The 20,628-nt window shown below is 70.1% G+C and carries 18 protein-coding genes; 8 read left to right on the top strand and 10 right to left on the bottom strand.

Translation table 11 applies throughout. The annotated features are described in order from the left end of the window. Positions 1-122: 122 nt before the first annotated feature. Together gatC and gatA are read left to right on the top strand one after the other, a co-directional pair. Positions 123-422 carry an Asp-tRNA(Asn)/Glu-tRNA(Gln) amidotransferase subunit GatC gene (gene gatC, locus GVY39_RS03220; RefSeq protein WP_159920368.1) on the top strand — a complete coding sequence of 100 codons (300 nt, stop codon included), beginning with the start codon at positions 123-125 and terminating at the stop codon, positions 420-422. Continuing rightward, complete coding sequence (gene gatA / locus GVY39_RS03215) at positions 419-1,906, top strand: Asp-tRNA(Asn)/Glu-tRNA(Gln) amidotransferase subunit GatA (RefSeq protein WP_159920155.1); 1,488 nt, start codon at positions 419-421, stop codon at positions 1,904-1,906. The genes gatC and gatA overlap by 4 nt, the downstream gene beginning before the upstream one ends. 130 nt (positions 1,907-2,036) lie before the next feature. On the opposite strand, the gene GVY39_RS03210 is transcribed toward gatA, so the two are convergent. The 3 genes from GVY39_RS03210 to GVY39_RS03200 are packed head-to-tail and all read right to left on the bottom strand — an operon-like array spanning position 2,037 to position 4,718. Then, positions 2,037-2,483: an SRPBCC domain-containing protein gene (locus tag GVY39_RS03210; RefSeq protein ID WP_159920153.1), complete on the bottom strand. Its 447-nt coding sequence runs from the start codon at positions 2,481-2,483 to the stop codon at positions 2,037-2,039. A gap of 55 nt (positions 2,484-2,538) precedes the next feature. Continuing rightward, on the bottom strand, positions 2,539-3,930 hold the full coding sequence (locus tag GVY39_RS03205; protein WP_236565260.1) for an alpha/beta-hydrolase family protein: 1,392 nt from the start codon (positions 3,928-3,930) through the stop codon (positions 2,539-2,541). Then, positions 3,927-4,718, bottom strand: coding sequence for a hypothetical protein (locus GVY39_RS03200; protein ID WP_201295138.1), 792 nt, complete (start codon positions 4,716-4,718; stop codon positions 3,927-3,929). Before GVY39_RS03200 ends, GVY39_RS03205 begins: the two co-directional genes overlap by 4 nt. Before the next feature lie 168 nt (positions 4,719-4,886). On the opposite strand from GVY39_RS03200, the gene GVY39_RS03195 reads away from it, so the two are divergent. Then, positions 4,887-6,134 (top strand): sensor histidine kinase, encoded by a 1,248-nt coding sequence (locus GVY39_RS03195; protein ID WP_159920151.1) that lies wholly within the window; start codon positions 4,887-4,889, stop codon positions 6,132-6,134. A 78-nt stretch (positions 6,135-6,212) separates the two neighbouring features. Next, positions 6,213-6,878 (top strand): response regulator transcription factor, encoded by a 666-nt coding sequence (locus GVY39_RS03190; protein WP_159920149.1) that lies wholly within the window; start codon positions 6,213-6,215, stop codon positions 6,876-6,878. 6 nt (positions 6,879-6,884) lie between these two features. On the opposite strand, the gene GVY39_RS03185 is transcribed toward GVY39_RS03190, so the two are convergent. Further along, a complete protein-coding gene (locus tag GVY39_RS03185) occupies positions 6,885-7,787 on the bottom strand; it encodes a hypothetical protein (protein ID WP_223512400.1) in 903 nt (300 codons plus the stop codon). A 266-nt stretch (positions 7,788-8,053) separates the two neighbouring features. Here GVY39_RS03185 and GVY39_RS03180 point away from each other — a divergent pair, with 266 nt between their 5' ends. After that, a complete protein-coding gene (locus GVY39_RS03180) occupies positions 8,054-9,841 on the top strand; it encodes a serine/threonine-protein kinase (protein ID WP_240679449.1) in 1,788 nt (595 codons plus the stop codon). Between the two features lie 10 nt (positions 9,842-9,851). On the opposite strand, the gene GVY39_RS03175 is transcribed toward GVY39_RS03180, so the two are convergent. The 3 genes from GVY39_RS03175 to GVY39_RS03165 all read right to left on the bottom strand — a co-directional run bounded on the left by GVY39_RS03175 (position 9,852) and on the right by GVY39_RS03165 (position 13,538). Then, complete coding sequence (locus tag GVY39_RS03175) at positions 9,852-12,344, bottom strand: ABC transporter permease (protein ID WP_159920145.1); 2,493 nt, start codon at positions 12,342-12,344, stop codon at positions 9,852-9,854. A gap of 124 nt (positions 12,345-12,468) precedes the next feature. Then, entirely contained in the window at positions 12,469-13,176 is a 708-nt protein-coding gene (locus GVY39_RS03170; RefSeq protein WP_159920143.1) for an ABC transporter ATP-binding protein, read from the bottom strand. A gap of 53 nt (positions 13,177-13,229) precedes the next feature. Beyond that, entirely contained in the window at positions 13,230-13,538 is a 309-nt protein-coding gene (locus GVY39_RS03165) for a hypothetical protein (protein ID WP_159920141.1), read from the bottom strand. A gap of 158 nt (positions 13,539-13,696) precedes the next feature. Here GVY39_RS03165 and GVY39_RS03160 point away from each other — a divergent pair, with 158 nt between their 5' ends. The 3 genes from GVY39_RS03160 (at position 13,697) to GVY39_RS35165 (ending at position 18,000) form a co-directional block, all read left to right on the top strand. Further along, complete coding sequence (locus tag GVY39_RS03160; RefSeq protein WP_159920139.1) at positions 13,697-15,007, top strand: sensor histidine kinase; 1,311 nt, start codon at positions 13,697-13,699, stop codon at positions 15,005-15,007. A gap of 70 nt (positions 15,008-15,077) precedes the next feature. After that, entirely contained in the window at positions 15,078-15,767 is a 690-nt protein-coding gene (locus GVY39_RS03155; protein WP_195069549.1) for a response regulator transcription factor, read from the top strand. A 64-nt stretch (positions 15,768-15,831) separates the two neighbouring features. After that, entirely contained in the window at positions 15,832-18,000 is a 2,169-nt protein-coding gene (locus GVY39_RS35165; RefSeq protein WP_201295137.1) for a serine/threonine-protein kinase, read from the top strand. A 16-nt stretch (positions 18,001-18,016) separates the two neighbouring features. On the opposite strand, the gene GVY39_RS03145 is transcribed toward GVY39_RS35165, so the two are convergent. From GVY39_RS03145 to GVY39_RS03135, 3 genes are all read right to left on the bottom strand, one after another. Next, complete coding sequence (locus GVY39_RS03145) at positions 18,017-18,415, bottom strand: rhodanese-like domain-containing protein (protein ID WP_159920137.1); 399 nt, start codon at positions 18,413-18,415, stop codon at positions 18,017-18,019. Then, positions 18,412-18,960 carry a cysteine dioxygenase family protein gene (locus GVY39_RS03140; RefSeq protein WP_159920135.1) on the bottom strand — a complete coding sequence of 183 codons (549 nt, stop codon included), beginning with the start codon at positions 18,958-18,960 and terminating at the stop codon, positions 18,412-18,414. The genes GVY39_RS03145 and GVY39_RS03140 overlap by 4 nt, the downstream gene beginning before the upstream one ends. 179 nt (positions 18,961-19,139) lie before the next feature. Then, positions 19,140-20,357 (bottom strand): cytochrome P450, encoded by a 1,218-nt coding sequence (locus GVY39_RS03135; RefSeq protein WP_159920133.1) that lies wholly within the window; start codon positions 20,355-20,357, stop codon positions 19,140-19,142. Positions 20,358-20,628: the final 271 nt, after the last annotated feature.

Below are 20,628 nucleotides of genomic sequence, written 5' to 3'. Positions count from 1 at the left end.
CGCTGGGCGACGGTCGCGCCGCCGTGCCGACGAAGCACGGGTGCCGGGTGGTGACGTGGTCGCCGGTGGCTAGGCTGTGTGCGTTGAGCACAGTTGATAACGAAGCCGAAAGGGGTCCCGCGGTGCCCGCCATCTCCCGTGACGAGGTCGCACACCTCGCCCGGCTGTCCCGGCTCGCGCTGTCCGACGCGGAACTGGATCAGTTCGCCGGACAGCTGGATTCGATCCTGAGCCACGTGCGGACCATCTCCGAGGTCGCCGCCGCCGACGTCCCGGCCACGGCCTCGCCGAATCCGGCGACCAATGTGACCCGGCCCGACGAGGTGGTGCCGGGCCTGACCCCGCGTGAGGCGCTGGCCGCGGCCCCCGCGGTGGACGAACAGCGGTTCATGGTCCCGCAGATCCTGGGAGAAGCCGAATGAGCGCGACGGCCGGGCCGGACCTGACCACGCTGTCGGCGGCCGAGCTGGCCGACAAGATCCACGGCCGCGAACTGTCCTCGGTGGAGGTCACCCAGGCGCACCTGGATCGCATCGCCGAGGTCGACGGCGAGTACCACGCCTTCCTGCACGTCGCGGGAGAGCGGGCGCTCGAGGCCGCGGCCGCGGTGGACGCCGCGATCGGCTCGGGCGCAGAGCCCGCCTCGCCGCTGGCCGGAGTTCCGTTGGCGCTCAAAGACGTTTTCACCACCACGGACATGCCGACCACCTGCGCGTCGAAGATCCTCGAAGGCTGGGTGTCGCCCTACGACGCGACGGTCACCAGGCGGCTGCGCGAAGCGGGCATCCCGATCCTCGGCAAGACCAACATGGACGAGTTCGCCATGGGCTCCTCCACCGAGAACTCCGCCTACGGCCCGACCCGCAACCCGTGGGACGTCACCCGCATCCCGGGCGGCTCGGGCGGCGGTTCGGCGGCCGCGCTGGCTTCGAACCAGGCGCCGCTGGCCATCGGCACCGACACCGGCGGCTCGATCCGCCAGCCCGCGGCCGTCACCGCCACCGTCGGCACCAAGCCCACCTACGGCACGGTGTCGCGCTTCGGCCTGGTCGCCTGCGCGTCGTCGCTGGATCAGGGCGGTCCGTGCGGCCGCACGGTGCTGGACACCGCACTGCTGCACGAGGTGATCGCCGGCTACGACCCGCGCGATTCCACCTCACGGGACGTGCCGGTGCCACCGGTTGTGGCGGCCGCGCGAGCGGGGGCGCAAGGCGATCTGCGCGGGGTCAGAATCGGTGTGGTGAAGGAACTGCACTCCGACAGCTACCAGCCCGGCGTGCTCGCCTCCTTCGACGCCGCCGTGGCGGTGCTGAAGGATCTCGGCGCCGAGGTGGTCGAAGTGTCCTGCCCGCACTTCGAATACGCGCTGTCGTCCTACTACCTGGTGATGCCGTCGGAGGTGTCGTCCAACCTCGCGCGCTTCGATGCCATGCGCTACGGCCTGCGCGTCGCCGACGACGGGCAGCACAGCGCCGAGCAGGTCATGGCGGCCACCCGTGCGGCCGGGTTCGGCCCTGAGGTCAAGCGCCGCATCATGATCGGCACCTACGCGCTGTCGGCGGGCTACTACGACGCCTACTACGGCCAGGCCCTCAAGGTGCGCACGCTCATCGCCCGCGATTTCGACAGCGCCTACGAGCAGGTCGACGTACTCGTCTCGCCGACGAGCCCGTTCACTCCGTGGAAGCTGGGCGAGAAGGTCGACGATCCGCTGGCCATGTACCTGTCGGACCTGTGCACCCTGCCGACCAATCTGGCCGGCCACCCCGCCATGTCGGTCCCGTCCGGTCTGAGCGAGGACGACGGCATGCCCGTCGGTCTCCAGATCATGGCTCCCGCCCTCGCCGACGACCGCCTCTACCGGGTGGGCGCGGCCTACGAAGCAGCCCGCGGACCCATCGCCTGACGTTGCTCTCGGAGCCGCTCGGTTCCTCGCACCGGTGACACGGACTGCGCGGAATCGAGCGGTTGCACTGGACGCCGCACCGGCCTACTTCGCGCCTGACCGGGCGGGCTGCCGTCGCTGCCCGGTTCGCTCACGAGGCTCGCAGCGACTCCGCCTGCTTCTGGATGCCGTCGGTCATGCCTTGGAAGCCGCGCCGCAAATTCTTGCCGAGCAGGGCCACGACCACGGGATGCAGCCATCCGCCGAGTTCGAAATGCGACTCGTAGCGGGTGCGGTCGTCCCCGAGCGGCGTCACGGTGTGCGAGCGCAGGCTGCGCAGGGCGCCAGGGGGGACCGGCTTCATCGAGTAGCTGAGTTCGCGGCCGGGTGTGTGCGAGCGAATCCATTCGCGCTGCTTGCGCGGGCGCGAACCGGAGAGGCGCACGAGCATGTCGATCGGCTCGCCGGGCACCAGCGAACTGCTGCACTCCGTGACGAACGGATTCCACTCGCCGTAGCGCGGGAAGTCGGTGATCACCTGCCACACCAGTTCGGCGGGAGCGTCGATGTCGGCGGTGAGGTCGATGACGAAGGCCATGCGGAAATTAGAACATGTTCTATGACGGCTCCGCGCGGGCGACGCGCCGAACGGCTCAGCAGGAACCCATGGCGGTGCCCTGGTCCGTGCCGTAACGGTGGCCGTGGCCCGGCGGAGCGTTCAATGCGGCGAGCAGGTCGGCGGTGGTCTGCGCGAAGCTGACCACCGGAAGCCATTGGGGGACCGGAGCGTCGACGCGGGTCCCGGCCAGGTCGGGCGCGCGCCACAGCTGGGAGAGCGACCAGTGGATCACCGGGTCGGAGCTGTTGGCCAGCACCGTCGCGCCGCCGCGGTGGACCTGGTTGGCGGGCGGACCGGCCCAGAGGGCCGCGCAGGTCCGGCGGTCCAGCTCGGCGTCGTCGGAAAAGACGGCATTGCCGCCGAGAGCGCCCAGGCTCTGCCCGTACAGGTACAGCTTCGGCTTGTGCGGCAGCCCTCGAACGTGGTCTTCCACGGCGGTGAACAGCGTGCGTGCGGCCGTCACCGCCGCGTCGCGACCGAACACGAACGTCGCCCAGCTCGGGGCATAGGAGTACTGCAGCCCGACCAGCGCCACGTCACCGTCGAAGCGCTGATCGAAACCCGCTACGGCGTTCGCGTCGATCCAGCCCGAGCCGGTGGGCACCGTGACCACCAGGTGGGAGCGCGTGAAGCCGCCCGACCGTTCCAGTTCCCGAATCGCCAGCGCGACGCGGCTGTCCAAGTCCGGCGCCGAGGCTACCCCGACGTAGACGCGCACGGCCCGCACCGATGCGCCGCTGACGAACTTCCGTCCCTCGGCGCCCAGCGACGCCCAGCTCACCGCGGATTCCGAGCTACCGGACCCCGTGTGCGAAACCGGGCGCACCAGAGCGGGATCGAGTTCGGCATTGGCCTTCGCGTACACCGATTCCCGCCATCCGACCATCGCGGGCACGCCGACGACATACAGCAGGACCCCCACGACGGCGGCCAGCGAGATTCCCCGCGCCCAGCCCAGCTTGCCCCATGCCCAAGCGACCGAGCGGGTGGCGCAGGCGAATAACCCGATGATCAACGCCGCCCCGAGCGCCCATCGCACCCAGTAGTCCGTTCCGATCGGCGGTATGCCCATCGCCGCACGCAGCCGGTTCTGCCAGTGCCCCGCGTTCGCCGCGGCGCCCACCACCGATACCGACGTCGCGATCAGCAGCGGCCACCGCACCCACGCCTGCCGTTGGTCGATGTCGAAATCCCAGCGGCGCAGGAGGATGCGCAGCACGCCGGCCGCGCCGAGCGCGAGCGCCGCGAGGAGCCCGGTCAGCACGGCTTGTGCGCTGGGCGTACGCGGCAGCAGTCCCGGGGCCGAGGACGCCAGTGCGCCTGCCCCGACGCCGAGCGTCGTACCGATCCGTGGCGGCGTCACTCGCCACAGGATGACGGCAACCCGGGGACGGCGGTTCATGAAGGCCGTCACGCTCGATGTCATCGTGGCACCGCTGTCGCGTAGGCGTCGTTCGGCAAGCGGTCCGCCAGTGCGGGCTCGCGCCGCCGATTGCGCAGGACGAGAACCGCGGTGAGCCCCGCGATTCCGGCGCCGAGCACGCCGAGCAGCTTCCAGGTCGCCGCCGAACCGGCATGCGCGGTGCCGAGCAGGGGTTCGACCACCGGCGCGCCGTAGTCCTGCCGCCGCGAGTTCAGGTCGACGGCGGTCTTCGCGACCGATGCCATCGCATCGCAGCGGGCGCGGGAGAACGCCTCGACGCGGTTGGCACAGGCTCGGTGCATCTCCCGGTCCAAGGTCGCGTCGAGGGCCTGCCGCGCCCACGGTCCCAGCGGTTCGCCGCGCCGGTCGGCGTAGCGCAGCAGGTCGTAGCCGAGGTCATGGGCCTTGCACGCGGTATCGAACTCGGCGGGCAGCGTCACCGGGGACGAGCAGTCGCCGCGCGGATTGACCACGAGGCCGTCCATCGTGCTCGGCCGGTAGCCGAACGACGCGACGAAGTCCGCCGGGATGGCGCCGAGCACGCCCGCGCCGCCCGCGGCCAGTTCGGCGACGGCGGCGCCGACCTGTGCGCTCTCGATCGGGGCCGCCGCGGCGGCGTGCGGGGCGGGTGCGAGGAATACCGTCGCCGCCACGGTGGTCAACGCCGCCGCGGTGAGCGCCGCGTAGCGTCTCGGGTGTTCTGTGACGGAAAGGGTTGGGGCGGAATGGGTTCGGGCTCCTGCGGCCGAAGCGTACCGGGTCTCGGGCCCGGCGCTGGTCGGTGTCCTCATGGCGACGACGTTAGGGACCTGTCTCCCGCGACCGCCTCACGCCCGGGGAGGTTTCCCGTGCCGTGCCGCCGGGGGAGCCGTCGCGCGGGTCTGGCACCGGGGTATCGGGCCGGAAATCACCCGTGGGTATGAGGCCCCCGCGAGCCGCGAGTTCCTAGTGTCATAGGCATGAACCGAGAAGATCGCGCCTGGACGCGACGGCTGGACGCGCGGACCTGGTTCGACCTCGGCACGGTGCTGCTCGCGCTGATCTGGTACACGGTGGCTTGGCCCACCCTGCATCTGACCCACGCGGTGCCCGCCGCGGCACAGCCGTTCATCGCGGCGCTGGCCGCGTTCCCGGTGCTGCTGGTGCGGATCAACCCGGCGTTGGGCTGGGCCATCTCGGCGGGTTCCGGGCTGGTGATTGCGCTGGCTATCCCACATCAACCGAACAACGACCTGCCGTTCCAGGTCGTGCACGTGCTGAGCCTGCTGGTGCTGCTGTTCGCGGTGGCGCTGCGCGCGCCGGGACAGATCGTGGCGGTGGCCTGGGGTGCGACGGCGCTGCTGTTCGCGGCCACCATGCCCGGTGAAGGAGAGGCGTTGGCGAGCGCCGCGTGGGGCTGGCCGGTCGCGCTGGCGGCGCTGGTGCTGTTCGGGCTGCTCGTGCGCTGGCTGGCGCTGTCGCGTCGACAGCTGGTGCGCCAGGAAGAGGAGAACGAACTCGAGCGGGCCCGCCGGGCCATCCTGGAGGAGAAGGCGCGCATCGCTCGCGACCTGCACGACGTGGTCGCCCATCACATGTCCCTGGTGGTAGTGCAGGCGCAGACCGCGCCGTACCGGGTCGAGGGGGTCACCCCGGCCGCTCGTGCCGAGTTCGAGTCCATCGGCGCCACGGCGCGCGAAGCGCTCAACGAGATCCGCGGCATGCTGGGCGTCCTGCGTAGCGACGGCCAGTTGCCCGAGCACGCGCCCCAGCCGAAGGCGGCCGATGTCATCGGCCTGTTCGAGGGCGCGCGGCGGGCCGGTGTCCGCATCGAGTGGACCGTCGACGGCTCGCTGGACACGATCCCGGAGACCACCGGCCTCGCCCTCTACCGCATCGCCCAGGAATCGCTGTCCAACGCGTCCCGGCACGCCCCCGGCTCCCCTGTCGAAGTGCGCATCGCGCGCGGTGCGGATCTGCTGCTCAGCGTCGAGAACGAGCCGGGAGCCACCCCTGCCCGGCCGGTCGGCAACGGCGGACACGGCATCGCGGGTATGCAGGCCCGAGCGCTCGCCGTCGGCGGCGAGGTCACGGCGGGCCCGCGCGACGACGGTGGCTTCCACGTCCACGCGCGCTTCCCGCTCACCGCGCCCGACAGCGTCGCGGAACTCGTCGGGGCGGCCGCATCCGTGCCCGCCGAACCGGCACCTCGAGTCCCGAACCCCTGACGGCGCAGGTTCCGCACACGGCGGCCGCGGGAGATACGGGCGCAGCGCGAGCACGCGCTGGGCAATTATGGTGAGCGGGTGTCAATTACCGTGTTGATCGCCGACGACCAGGCGATGGTCCGTCAGGGTTTCGGGGCGCTGCTCGCAGCCCAGCCGGATATCAGCGTTGTGGGCGACGCGGCGGACGGAAAAGTCGCGGTGGCAGAGGCGAAGCGGCTGCGCCCGGATGTCGTGCTGATGGATGTGCGCATGCCGGAGATGAACGGGCTGGACGCGGCCCGCGCCATCCTGGCCGCCGGGTTCGACCCGCCGGTCCGCGTGCTGATGCTCACCACCTTCGACATCGACGACTACGTCTACGAGGCGCTGAGCCTCGGCGCCAGCGGTTTCCTGCTCAAGGACGCGCCCGCCGAGGAATTGGTGCGCGCGGTGCGGGTGGTCGCAGACGGTCAGGCGCTGCTCGCGCCGACGGTCACGCGCAGGCTCATCGCCGACGTCACCCGCCGCCGCAGCGCCGCCCGCGCCAAGCCGGCGCCGCAGCTGTCCGCGCTGACTCCCCGCGAGCGGGAAGTGCTCGAACTGATCGCGAAAGGCATGTCGAACAGCGAGATCGCCGAAAGCCTCTTCGTGGCCGAACAGACCGTGAAAACCCATGTCTCCAAGGTCTTCTCCAAGCTCAATCTGCGCGATCGAGCCCAGGCGGTGGTCTTGGCCTACGAGACCGGCCTGGTCACGCCGGGCTGATCCGGCTCACAGCGGCGCGCAGGAGCCGCCGCGCAGTTCGTCCAGATGACGCCCGAGCAGCTGCGCCATCCGGCTCAGGATGGCGGTGGAGTCCTCGAAGGTACCGGAATCGGCCTGCGCCGCGAGCGCCACGGCGATCATGCCGGACCGGACCGGCACCAGCCCGAACTGGCGGACGGTGTAGACGCCGGTCTCGTCGTCCGGGCCCCAGCCGCCCTTGAAAGCGGTGCCCTCGAGCACGCCCAGACCCCACGCCTGTTCGGGTGTGATCTCCGTCATCAGCTCGGTGACGTGGAACGATTCGGGCAGGCACGGCAGCTGGGAGGCGAAGCGGACCTGATTGGCCAATGTCCATTCGGTGCCGCCGAAGGAGGTGTAGTCCAGTGTGGTGCGCGGGCCCGCCACACCGGTCGTGGCGTCGCCCGCCTCATCGATCACGTCCTGGACCGCCTTGGCCGCTTCCAGCCCGTCGCCGAGCGACTGCCACAGCGCCTCGGCGGCGTCGTTGTCCGACCAGGTGATGGCGGCCTCCACCTCGTGGCGGATCTCCTCCTGGGAATCGTGACGCAGCGCGGCGATCGCGAGCGGCACCTTCATGGTGGACCACGCGATGCCGCTGACCCAGTCGCCGAAGACGGTCATCCGGCCACCGCCCACGGGCATGATGGCCATCCCGACCTGTCCGCCCAGCCGCGGTTGCAACTGGGTGAAGTCCGCGGCCAGCGAGTCGGGAACGGACACCGTGAGGTTCGGCCGCCAGGCTCCCACGGTGTCGACGACCACCGGCGGCGCTTCGGTGGCGGTGCGCTCGCCGGGAAACAGGGCGCACGAGGTCAGTGTGAGCAGCACCACCATCGCCACGGCGCGTAGCCCCGAACGACGCGTCGAAGCGGATCTCGTCGACCTCACCACCGAGTCCTCCCCACCACCAGTGGCGCGTCGCGCTGTTCTTCGGCGGTGCAAAATAGCTCATCGGGCTCGTCCGGTCGGTGACCGGACGAGAGACATCGCCGCGGCACGCGACGGTGTCGCCGGCACGATATCTCGGACATAGTTTTGCGGATCTTCCCGGAGAATTCGAAACCCCGTGGCCACGGGGTCACCCGGTAGGCTCCGTGATCGATAGGAAAGCGCCCGGACGTGATGTCCGGTCGCCGCGGTCACCTGAAGGGGGCGTGTTGCTCGACAGCGGTGCGGTGTTCGCCGGGTTCACCATAGAGAAGCTGCTCGGCCAGGGCGGCATGGGGTCGGTGTATCTCGCCCGTCACCCCAGACTGCCGCGGCAGACCGCGCTCAAGCTGCTCAACCGGGAGCTGTTCACCGACGTGGAGGTCCGCGCCCGGTTCGAGCGGGAGGCGGACCTGGCGGCCCAGTTGGACCATCCGAACATCGTCGCGGTGTACGACCGCGGCGCCGAGGACGAACAACTGTGGATCTCCATGCAGTACGTCGACGGCATCGACGCGGCGACGGTGAATCCGCAGAGCCTGCCGCCGGAGCGCGCCGTGCAGATCATCGAGGGCGTCGCGGCCGCACTGGATTACGCGCACGGGATGGGAGTGCTGCACCGGGACGTCAAGCCCGCGAACATCATGCTGGCCCGCGCGATGGGCGGCCATGGCGAGCGGGTCTTCCTCACCGATTTCGGCATCGCCCGCCTGCGCGAGGATTCCACCCATCTGACCCAGACCGGCATGTTCACCGCGACGCTGGCCTACGCCTCGCCGGAGCAGATGACCGGTGCGCACCTCGATCACCGCTCCGACCAGTACTCGCTGGCCTGCGCGCTGTACTGGTTGCTCACCGGCATCGCCCCATTCGACGCCCCGGCTCCGGCCGACATCATTCGCGGGCATCTCCAGTTGCCGCCGCCCTCCGTCGCGGCCCGCCGCGCCGGTTTGTCACCCGCGCTCGACGCGGTGATCGCCAGGGCCATGGCGAAGCGACCGGACGACCGCTTCGCCTCCTGCGCCGAATTCGCCGCGGCGGCCCGTCGGGCGCTCACCGAGCCCGCCCCGACCGTGGTGGCCGCCCAGTACCAGCCGCAGCCCGCGCCAACCGTCCTCGCGCAACCGGCTCATCCGGCGCCGGAGGCGAGTCCGCCGATCTACGTTCCCGCGGGGGCCGCCCCGAGCTACACGGCGCCGCCGCAGTACAACCCGAACCCGACCGGCGGACAGCACTTTCCCTCGTCCGACAATTACGCGGCGCCCGCTTCCCAGCCGAATTACGCGGCGCCGCCCCCGTATTCCGCACCCCCCGGACCAACGGGTTATCCGTCCCAGCCGCCCGGCTATCCGTCGCAAGGTCGCTCCAATACGGGGCTGATCGTGACGATCGTCCTGGTGATCGTGGCACTGCTCGTCGGAGGCGGCATCGTCGTCGCGAAGGTCGGATTCTCGGACTCCGCGTCGCCGCTCGACCTCGGCACCAAGACGCCCGCGGGGCCGTCCGACGCGGACAAGCTCGCCAAGGCGTTCCCGGAATTGCTGCCGCAGGGGGTCGACACGAAATACGGTGTCGGCTCCGGGCCGGGTTATCGCGGCAAGACCTGCTTCCTCGGTACGGCCAAGCCGGGCAGCAAGGTCTCCAGCGGCAACGGGGTACCCGACTTCCCGAACTGGGCGACGGCCTGGAACTGCTGGGGCACGCCGATCGACGAACCCGACTACGTCCTCATCGGCTTCAAGTCGCCGCAGGACGCCCGAGCCGCGGTACAAGACCTGCCGTCGAACACGGCGGCCACCGAACGCAACGGTGGCACAGCGTATTCGACCTACCGGTGGCAGGAGAAGTCCGGCGGATTGCCGGACGGTTTCCTGGTCGTCGATTTCGACGACGACCCGGCCCGGTCGAGCTACCTGCTGTTCGCCACGGTGACGCTCACCGACAGCATGCCGAGCTCCGGATTCGGCATCACCGCCGCGAAATTCAAGACCTGGTTCGCCGAACTGCCGTTGTGAGCTGGTCGGTTCAGTCGACCGCGAGCGCCTCCACGATGGGCAGCCGGGCCGCCCGCAGCGCGGGCGGGATCGACCCGAGCAGCGCCAGCGCCAGTGCGATCAAGCCGTAGACCAGCAACATCGGGCTCGGCTGGTAGACGACGTCGATGGTCAAGGCATGTCCGATGGCCACCGTGGCCAGGTACTGCACCGCCGCGCCGAGAGCCAAACCCAGTACCGCGCCGACGAGCCCGATGCCCGCGGCTTCGGCCAGCACCGAACGCATCAGGAATCTGCGCCCGCTGCCCATGGCACGCAGCACGCCGAGTTCCCTGCGTCGCTCCAGCACCGAGAGCATCAACGTGTTGAGCAACGCCACCGTGGCGACCAGCACCACGATCCAGAGAATGGCATTGCTCATCGCCATCCCCTGCCGGATGCTCGACGACGCGGCCACCACCGTGTCGGCGCCGGTGTCCACGTTCAACTCCGGCGGCACCACCTGCCGGATCGCCGCGAGGACCGCCGCGCGATCGGCGCCGGGTTCGAAGTCGACGGCGATGACCGTCTCGCCGGGCCGCTCGTACCAGTCGCGCATCAGATTCAAGTCCATCATCACCACGCCCGCGATGGCGGAGAAGTACGGGATCACCTGCAGCACCCGCACGGTGCGCGGGCCGGTCGGCGTCGGCAAGGTCAATTCCGCGCCCGCGCCGACGCCGAGTGAGCGAGCCACGTCGCGGGAGATCGCCACGCCCTCCCCGGCCGACAGCCGGGCGACCGAATCGTCGGTGAGCATGCGCATGCGGGTTTCGCGGGCATCCGGCGGAAACCCCTGCAGCATCACGCGACTGCCGCCGAGCGTGGCGAAGGCCATCTGCGCCGGGCTCAGATGCGCGACGCCGGGCACCGCCGCGAGCTTGCCCGCCAGATCCGCGGGCAGCAGCGGCCCGGTGGGGAATTGCGCCATCGACGCCGGACTGATGTAGGCGTCGTTGCGCGCGAGATCGGTGAAAGTCACGGTGGCCGAGTCGATCATGTTGCTCGACGCGCCGCTCATGCCGACGGTGGCCCCGACGCCGATCATCACCGTCATCGCCGTGGCCCACACGCGACGCGGCGAGCGTTGCAGGGTGGTCGCGCCCAATGCGCCGGGAGCGCGGAACCAGCGTGCGATTCCGGCCGCGGCCCACACGATCGGACCGGTGGCGGCGAAACACAGCAGGATCGCGGCGATGAAAGAGATCGAGATGGCGGTCAGCGAGTAACGGCCGAGATCGCTGCTCGCGATCAGCACCGCGGCCCCGGCCAGCCCGCCGCCGACCGCGACGGCCAGCCAGCGCAGCAGCGGGCTTCCCGCATCGGACCGGCCCGCACCGACCGGAACCAGCGCCTCGATGGGCCGCACCTTGTACACCTGGCGGGCGGCCAGCGCCGCCGCGAGCACACTGGTGAACACGCACGCCACGACGGCGAACGGAATCACGTACCAGGGCACCGAGTATTCGGTGCGCGCCTCCACCGACTGCACGATCGCGGTGGGCAGGGTGCCGATCGCGACACTGCCCATGAAAACCCCCAGCGCCGCGCCCACCGCACCGCCCAGCACCCCGAGCAGCGCGGCCTCGGCCAAGAGGTCACGCACCATCGGGCCGCGTTTGCCGCCGATCGCGCGTAACAGCGACAGCATCGGCCTGCGCTGGGCGATCGCCATGCTCATCGCGTTGTAGATGAGGAACGCCGAGACGATCAGCGCGGCGGCGGAAGCCATGGTGGTGGAGTAACGCACGATCTGCACCGCGCCGCCCGCCTGCGCGGTGCGCAGACTGGGCTCGGCCACCACCGCGCGCCCGTCCACCGCCTCGGTGAGCGCCGCGCGCACCTGCGCCGCGTCGGCGCCCTCGGCGGGAACGATCTGGACGGAATCCAGCCGCCCCACCCGATCGGTGATCTTCTGCGCGAGCCCGAGGGGGGCGGCGATGAGATGCCCGTCGTTGAGTTTCCGGGAAGTCTCCTCGTCGAGGACGCCCACGACCGTGACGGTCGTACCGCCCAGCGTGAACTGCTCGCCCTCGGCGCGGCCGAGCCCGGTGCCCACCAGTACCCCGTTGGGCACCGAGAGAAGCTTCCCCGTGAACGCGCCCATCGGGGCGGTCAATTCACTGCCCAGCGCCCCGATATTCGCGTCGGCGCCGATCAGCAGCGCGCGGTCGGCGCCGGTGCCGATCTGCGCCCGCAGCATCGGCACCGCCACCGCGACGCCCGGCGTGGTCGCGATCCGCCGCAGCAATTGCTGGTCGAAGCCGGCGTCGGTGATCCCACTGACCTCCAACTGCGCCTTGCCGCCCAAGCCGCGGGTCAGCTTGTCCACCGAGCCGGTGACCGAGCCGGAGATACTGAGCACCGCCACCAGGAGCGACGCCGAGACACCCATCACCACCAGCGACATCAGGGTGCGGCCGCGGTGGGCGAGCAACTCGCCGATATTGAACAGTCGCAGCCGATCCCACGCGGCGCCGATCATGCGGGGGTCTCCATGCTCACGCTTCGCTGCCGCCTGCGGGCCTGACCGCTCACGCGGTGTTGGTTGTTCGCGTGAGCGGGGCCCTGCGGGGTTACGCTTCGCTGCCGCCTGCGGGCCTGACCGCTCACGCGTTGACCGTCCGCTCGACCTTGTCGTTGGACCCGATCCGCCCGTCGCGCAAGGTGATCACGCGGTCGCAGTAGGTCACCGCGCCCATGTCGTGGGTCACCATCACCACCGAACTGCCCGATCCGGCGATCTCCCCGAGCAATTCGAGGATGGCGGCGCCGGTCTTGGAGTCGAGGTTGCCGGTGGGTTCGTCGGCCAGGATCAACGGCGGGTCCATGATCAGCGCCCGCGCCACCGCCACCCGCTGCATCTGCCCACCGGACAGTTCGGCGGGGCGGTGTTCGGCCCGCTGCCCGAGCCCGACCCGGTCGAGCAATTGCAGCGCGCGCGGTCTGGCCCTGCGCAAACCCGTGCCGTCCAGCAGCTTCGGGATCGCCACGTTCTCCCATGCCGACAGCGTGGGCAGCAGGTTGAAGAACTGGAACACGAAACCCACCTGGTGGCGACGGAACGCCGACTGCTGTTCCTCGTCCAGTGCGCCGATCTCCTCGCCCCGGAACCGGATCGAGCCCGCGTCGGGACTGTCCAAGGCGCCGAGCAAGTGCAGCAGAGTACTCTTGCCGGATCCCGAGGGCCCGATGATCGAAGTGAATTCGCCCGGCTCGATACGCAATCCGACGTCATCGAGCGCGCGGACGGCCTGGCCGCCGACCCGATACTCCTTCGTCACGCCCGATAGTTCCAGCATTGCCGGCTCCGCCATCGATGTCCCCCGCTCCGTACCGTCGATCAAAGTTGTTCGTCCCTCGTGGCGCGTTACCGCGCCATGGCCTCCGACGCGAGTTTGCGGCGACGATACTGTGCATCGAGCACCGCGCGCAGCACCGGCTGCTCGGCCGCCAGCTCGAGATAGGCCTCCATCGCCGTCGATCCCTGGTCGAGTTTCGCGGCGTAATGAAGGTTCCATCGGTAGCGCAGCGTGAGCAATAGTCCGTCCACGCCCCCGAACAGTCGATCCAGGTCGGGGAGCCCCTCGAACAGGTCGGGATCGGTCGGGTCGAGCGCCGCACGGGTGAGCACGGTGTGCACGATGTCGGTTCGAGCGTGCTGATCGGTCCAGGACATGGCCATCGCCTTCCTCTGTGAACTACCGCCAACGCTACGGACGCGACCGTCTTGTTGTCGTCGTGCCAGGGACCCGAATGCGTCTCCGCCCACGGTAGGAGTGGCGGCCCGCTTCGGGGACGATGTACCGGCACCCGGACGGCGGCTAGCCTTGGAGAATGGGTTCGACCGGCGTATCCGCAGCACCGCCCGGTACGCCTCGGGCAGGCCGCGTGCGGGCCTCGATGCAGCGCATCCGCCTGCGGTGCGCCGAGTTCGGCCGCGATCCGGTCGCGGCGTTCCGGCGCAGCGTCGAGGAGTTGCCCTACGACTACCCGCCTTCGATCATCATCAGCGTCGACGTCGCGGTGCTCGTCGTGGCGGTCGCGGCGGCCGTGCAGCGGCACAGTTACTTCCCGACCGTGCTTCCGATCATCGCCGTGCTGCTGACGTGTGCCTTCGGTCCGCTGCACGCGTTGCTCGGCGTGCTCCCGCGCCCGCTGCTGCTCGGCGTGCTCGCCATGGCGGCCGAGGCGCTGTTCCTCGCCCAACCGGTCGCGGCCGACTTCGCGCCCTTCGTCCTGGTGGCCGCCGCGGGTGAGATCGCGGCGATCGCGCCGAAGCGGGTGAGTATCCCGGTGACGGTCGCGATGATGCTCCAGCTGGTCGCCTTCGACGCGATCGGTCACGTGCCCGAAGGGCTGCCCACATACCTGGTCGGCATCGCGTTCGGCTGGATGGCCGGACTGATGCTGCAATATCAGCGCCGTTTCCTCTACCAGGAACGCGGGTACCAGGACATCCGCGCGGCGCAGGCTGCCGACGAAGAGCGCCACCGGATCGCCCGTGAAGTGCACGACGTGATCGCGCACTCGCTGAGCATCACCCTGTTGCACCTCACCGCCGCCCGGCACGCGCTCCAAACCGATCGCGACGTGGACGAAGCCGTGGAAGCGCTGACCGACGCCGAGCGGCTCGGCAGGCAGGCCATGGCCGACATCCGCCGCACGGTGGGCCTGCTCGACGCGCGCCCCTGGAAACAGGTACCGGAACCCGGCGTGGAGGACATCGAGGACTTGGTCGGCGATTTCGTGCGGGCCGGTCTGGACGTGCGCTACGACCGCCACGGCGACCTCGGGGCGGTGTCCCCCGCGGTCGGGCTCGCGCTGTACCGGATCGGCCAGGAGTCGCTGGCGAACGTCGTCAAGCACGCCCACGGCGCGTCCGCGCGGGTCCGGCTCGCGGTGGACGCGACGATGGTGACCCTGACGGTGGACAACACGCTGCCCGCCGGGCCGCCCGGGCAGCGCGGCGCGGGCATGGGGCTTTCCGGCATGCGGCAGCGCGCCGAACTGCTCGGTGGCCGGATGACGGCGGGCCCGTCCGATCGAGGTTGGTCGGTGCGCGCGGGCATTCCGCTCGCGCCCGGCCGCGGCGGATTCTCTTGTTCGGTGCTCGGCACCGCGGCGACCGGAAGGGAAGGGACGTGAGGGAGCCCCAGCGAGTGAGTCGAGGCAGCGGCACGACGGCGCCGAGCGTCGGCGAGGAGCGGTCGTGAGCGTGCCGTCGCCCGCGAGTGGCGAAGATGCCGTGACCGTACTGGTGGTCGACGACCAGGAACTCGTGCGCGGCGGTCTGCGGCGCATCCTGCGCAGGCGGGACGGCTTCGTGGTCGCCGAGTGCGCCGACGGCGACGAAGTGCCCGCCGCCGTCGCGCAGTCGCGCCCCGATGTGGTGCTGATGGACCTGCGGATGAAACGGGTCGGGGGGATCGACGCGACCAGGATGCTGCGGGCGCGCGAGGGCGCCCCGCCGGTGCTGGTGCTCACCACCTTCGACGACGACCAGTTGCTGTCCGGAGCGCTGCGCGCGGGCGCGGCCGGATTCATCCTCAAGGACTCGCCCGCCGAGGACCTCATCCGCGCGGTGCGGATGATCGCGGGCGGCGGAGCGTGGCTGGATCCCTCGGTGACCGGTCGTGTGCTGTCGGCCTACCGCACGGTACGTCCGGTCCGCACCACCAGCGATGCCCGGCTGTCCGAGCTGACCGCGCGGGAGTACGAGGTGCTCGAACTGATCGGGCGCGGTCGGGTCAACGCGGAAATCGCACGCGAGCTCGGCATCTCGGAAGTGACCGTGAAAAGCCATGTGGGACATATCTTCGGCAAGCTCGATCTACGGGATCGAGCCGCGGCGATCGTGTTCGCGTTTGACCACGGGGTGGTGACACCCGGAGAATCCAATCTTTGACGGGCAGGCTCCGGTCGCGTACCGCGTGATCGTGGTGTGCTGCCCGGGATGCGGAGGATGACGGGTGCAGGAACCTGGGCCGAGAACCGGAACGCGGTTCGGGCCGTACGAACTGCGGTCGTTGCTGGGCAAGGGGGGAATGGGGGAGGTCTACGAGGCATACGACACGGTCAAGGGCCGTGAGGTCGCGGTCAAGCTGCTGTCGGAAGAGCTCGCCGCGGACCCGACCTACCAGGTGCGGTTCCGCCGGGAATCGCAGGCCGCCGCCCGGCTGGCCGAACCGCACGTCATCCCGATCCACGACTGGGGCGTGATCGACGGTGTGCTGTTCATCGACATGCGGCTGGTCCGGGGCGTCGACCTGCGCACCCTGTTGCGCGGCCGGGGGCCGCTGAGTCCGGCTCGCGCCGTCGGCATCATCGAGCAGATCGCCTCGGCCCTGGACGCCGCGCACGCGAGCAATCTGGTGCACCGTGACGTCAAACCGGCGAACATCCTGGTCACGGACCAGGATTTCGCGTATCTCGCCGATTTCGGGATCGCGCACACCGAAGGCGACAGCGCGGTGACGCTGGTCGGCATGGCCGTCGGCTCCTACATCTACATGGCCCCGGAACGCTTCGACGTCGGACCGGTCACCGGCCGCGCCGACGTGTACTCACTGGCCTGCGTGCTGCACGAATGCCTGACCGGAGCGACGCCGTTCCCTTCGGGCAGCATGAACGTCTTGATCAAGTCGCATCTGTCCGATCCGCCGCCGCGGCCGAGCACTCAGGCACCTGGCGTTCCGGCCGCGTTGGACGAGGTGATCCGGCGCGGCATGGCCAAGGACCCGGCCGACCGCTTCCCGGCCGCGAGCGCACTGGCCGCAGCCGCACGCGCCGCCCTCGCCTCGGCGACGGCCACCGGACCGACGCTGGTCGTGCGCGCGCCCGACCGGACGCCACGCGCGGGCGAGCAAGCCGGTGCGGCGGTCGCACCGGAATCGACGGGCGAGTTGTCCTTGCCCGCGGTGATCCGTCCGAGCGCGCCGACGGTGGTCCGTCCGACGGAGCTCCAGTTCACGCCGCTCCCGTCGGTGGACCCGCCGCCGCAGGGTCCGCGAGCGCCGTACCCGCCCGAGGTGGAGCTGCCCCCGATGCGCCCGTTCCCGGACGCGCATCTGTACCCGGAGACCCAGGCGTACCTCGAGGCCGCGGGACACCAAGACGCGCAGCACTACCCGGCCCCGCCCACGCAGGTGTACCCGCAAGGCATCCAACAGTCCTACCCGTCGCCGGACCTCGTCGGTTCCGCGCAGCCGTACGCCGAACAGCTGGACGACTCCGCGCCGGGTGCTCCCGACTCCACCCGGGCGTACCCGGAACCGGCCGCGGGATGGGCATACGCCGACCTGCCGCCGCAGGCGTACTCCCAGGCACCCGATCAGGCCGAGACGCAACGACATCCCGGAGTCGGGAACTACTCGGAGGACACCAGGCGGTATCCGGAGCACCGACAGCCACCCGGCGCGGCCGCCCCGCCGGACGCGTCCGACCATCTCCCCGCCCCCGAGGCTGCCCCGACCGAATATCTCGCGCCGGTGGGGCAGGACGGCCTCGCGACTCGCACGGACTATCCGCCCCGGGGCGACTACCCCGCGCGCACCGGCTACCCGCTGGGCCGTGACGAGCCGGAGTACGACTACGACGACTACGACGAGTCCGCTTACTCCTCGTCGCGTCCCGGTCGCTCCATAGCGCTGCCCATCATGGCGGCCGTTCTCGCCGTCGTCGCGGTCGCCGTCGTCGGCGCGGTAGCCTGGCAGTCGTTCGGTTCCGGCGCAGTCGAGACGACCTCCGCCGCCGCGCACTCCGAGACGTCCGCGCCGGCCGTGCGTCCCAGCACTCGGGCGCCGAGCAGCACATCGGCCGCACGCGCGACGTCCACCTCGGTCAAGCCGACTCCGGTCAGCCTGCCCGCTGGTGCGCAGCCGTGCGGCGAGGGACGGGCGGCCTCCGGGTCGTTCACCCAGTCGGCGACGGGCACCGCCGTGACGAGTTGCGCCTTCGCCGAAGAGGTGCGCAGAGCCTATGCCGAACTCGGCACGGCGCAGAACGCGGCACGCGACGCGCCGCGCACGGTCGTCGCGACCAGCCCCGTCACCGGACGGACCTACACGATGAGTTGCCAACCCGAAGGTCAGATCATCACGTGCAGTGGCGGTGAGAACGCGGTCGTTTACGTCTACTGACGTGCACGACGGCGGGCTACGGCACGGCCGGCGTTCCGCCCGGGACCACTGCCAAGCCCGCCGCTTTCCATGCCCGGAAACCGCCGACGAGGTCGGTCACCCGGCGCAGGCCGAGACCGAGCCCGTCGGCGGCGGCCAGACTCGACGCGTAGCCCTCGTTGCACACGATCACCACCGGGGTGTCCGCGGTGAGGCCGGGTAGCCGGTGTTCGCCGTTCGGATCGAGGCGCCACTCCAGGACGATCCGTTCGACCACGACCGCACCGGGTATCTCGCCCTCGGCGAGCCGATTCGCGTGCGGCCTGATGTCCACGATCAATCCGCCGTCGGACTGCAACGCGGCCGCCTGCTCCGGCGCGACCCGCTGTAGTCGCGCCCTGGCTCGCGCCACCATTTCCTCGGCGCCTGTGCTCATCGTTCACCTACTCCGCTCGCTGATGTCCCCGTGAAATCCGTGAGCGTACGGTATTCGCGAACCGGGCGCAGCGGCGGCGAGTACGCGTGCACCGACGCGGCGGGCCACGGCTTGTCGTTGCGGAGCTGGTGCGCTCGATCGGGCCCGAACGCGACCGTGTCACCGGCTCGCCGTTGCGCCTTCCGTACCTGGCCGCCGAGGTGCAGGTATTCCTCGCGGAGTTCGCCGACGGTCATGGTGAACGCACCGGAAGCGCCGCCGTGGTCGTGCGGTTCGGTGCCTTGACCCGGCGCCCAGGACAGCAGCCACAATTCGACGCCCATGGTCAAGGCGAGGCGGGTCCACCAGCGCTGCTGGGGATCGAAGCGCGCGATGTCCAGCAGCGGCGTCGCCAACTCCGCGGCCACTTCGCTGGTCAGTCTCTGTAGTTGCGCCGGCGACCACAGTGCCCGGTCCGGATGGAGGGCGTCTCGCACCACCGGCAGGTCTATGCCGGGATGGATGTCGCGAGCGTGCTTGAGATTCACCGGAAGAGATGTGGTCACATGTGCTCCTGACGTGTCGGTCGGATGAGCGCTCCGCGGCTGCGCCGCGTGGATTCTGCTGCATCCCGGCACGTTTGCCACCAATCACGATCAGCGCGAACAAAATTCAACCGTCCGCCGCCGGGCCGCGCGATCCCGGCTACCGCCAGGCCCGAGAAGGCCGCCTGCACGCGGCCGTTCTACCCGAACGCGGGCAAGGGCGGGGATTTCGGGAAGACGACGGGCAGCGACACGAGGGCACGGTGGAATGGACCCGGCCGCCAGCCCAGTTCCTCCGGCGCGACCGCGAGCCGTAGCTCGGGCAGGGCATCGAGTAGTTGATCGATGGCGTCCTGCGCGATCAGGTAGGCCATGGATCTGGCGGGGCACGCGTGCGGTCCAGCACCCCACGCGAGATGCGCTCGGTTGTCGGTGTACTCGCCGGTGTGGATGGCCGGGTCGTTGTTGCACGCCGCCATGCTGATCACGACCGGCTGGTGCGCGGGCAACCACACGTCGTCGACCAGGATCGGCTGTTTCGGGTAGCTGAAGCAGTAGTTGGCTCCCGGCGGATCGGTGAACAGCACCTCGTCGAGGGCCTCGCGGGTGGAGAGGCTGCCGCCGAAGATCCCGCTCGCGAACCGGCGGTCGGTGAGCATCAACCGCAGGGTATTGGCGATCAGGTTCTGCTGTGGTTCGATGCCCGCTCCGTACAGGGTGACCAGTTGGTGGATCATCTCCATGTCGTCGAGGCCGGTGGAGTGGCGCAGCAGCCGCGAGGTGATGTCGTCGCCCGGATTCCTTCGCTTCATCTGCACCAGGTCGAACAGCGCGTCGGCGAGCATCGCGTTGCCCTTTTCCGCGTTGACGCCCTCGAAGATGGCGGCCATGCCCATCGCGACTTGCTGCCCGATCTCCGGCGGGCAGCCGAGCATCGAGTTGAGCACCGCGAACGTGAGGGGGAACGCGTACTGGCTGATCAGGTCTGCCGCGCCGTCCTGGCAGAAGGCATTGATCAGCGGGCCCGCGACCCGTTCGGTGGTCGTATGCAATGCGTGCAGATCGACCTCGACGAGGCTGGCGACATTCACTTGGCGGTAGCGCTGATGCTCGAACCCGGTATTGCGCAACGCGTTCGGCCGCCACTCCATCATCGGCAGGATGGGGCAGTCACCCGGAATGCCCTGCTGCCACGTCCGTGGATCGGCGGGAAAGTGCGTCGGGTCGTTGAGAATTCGCAGCGCCGCGTAGTAGCCGATCACCAATGTAGCGGGCACGTTCGGCGCCAGTTCGACCGGCACGAGCGCACCGTACCGGCGGCGCATCTCACGGTAGGCGTGATGCGGGTCGGCGGCGAATGCTTCCGTGTACAACGCGATCCGGGGTTCGTCGGTATCGAGCGGTGAACCGTGCTGCACGGGGCAGCCTTTCGCGCTCTCCGAGGCGGATTGCGGGGATTGTGGCGTGGACAAAGGGCTCGACTCCAGAGGGCAGACTCTTCGATGACGCGGTCGATGCGTGCCGGCACGCGGTCGGCTACGCGCCGGTCAGGTGCGTGTTCACGATGTGCCACGGGATCGTAAGCAGTCCGAACCCGGCCGTGGGGTCGTTTGCGCCGCTTGATCAGTGAATGCGGAGCTATCCGCTCCGAGGTCGCGTCGGCTGTGGACCTGCCGCGTACGGGAGTAG

Source organism: Nocardia sp. CY15 (assembly GCF_009829295.1).
Classification (GTDB): Bacteria; Actinomycetota; Actinomycetes; order Mycobacteriales; family Mycobacteriaceae; genus Nocardia; species Nocardia sputi.
The sequence above is the reverse complement of the archived record's forward strand: the minus strand, read 5'-3'. Positions and strand labels throughout refer to the sequence as shown.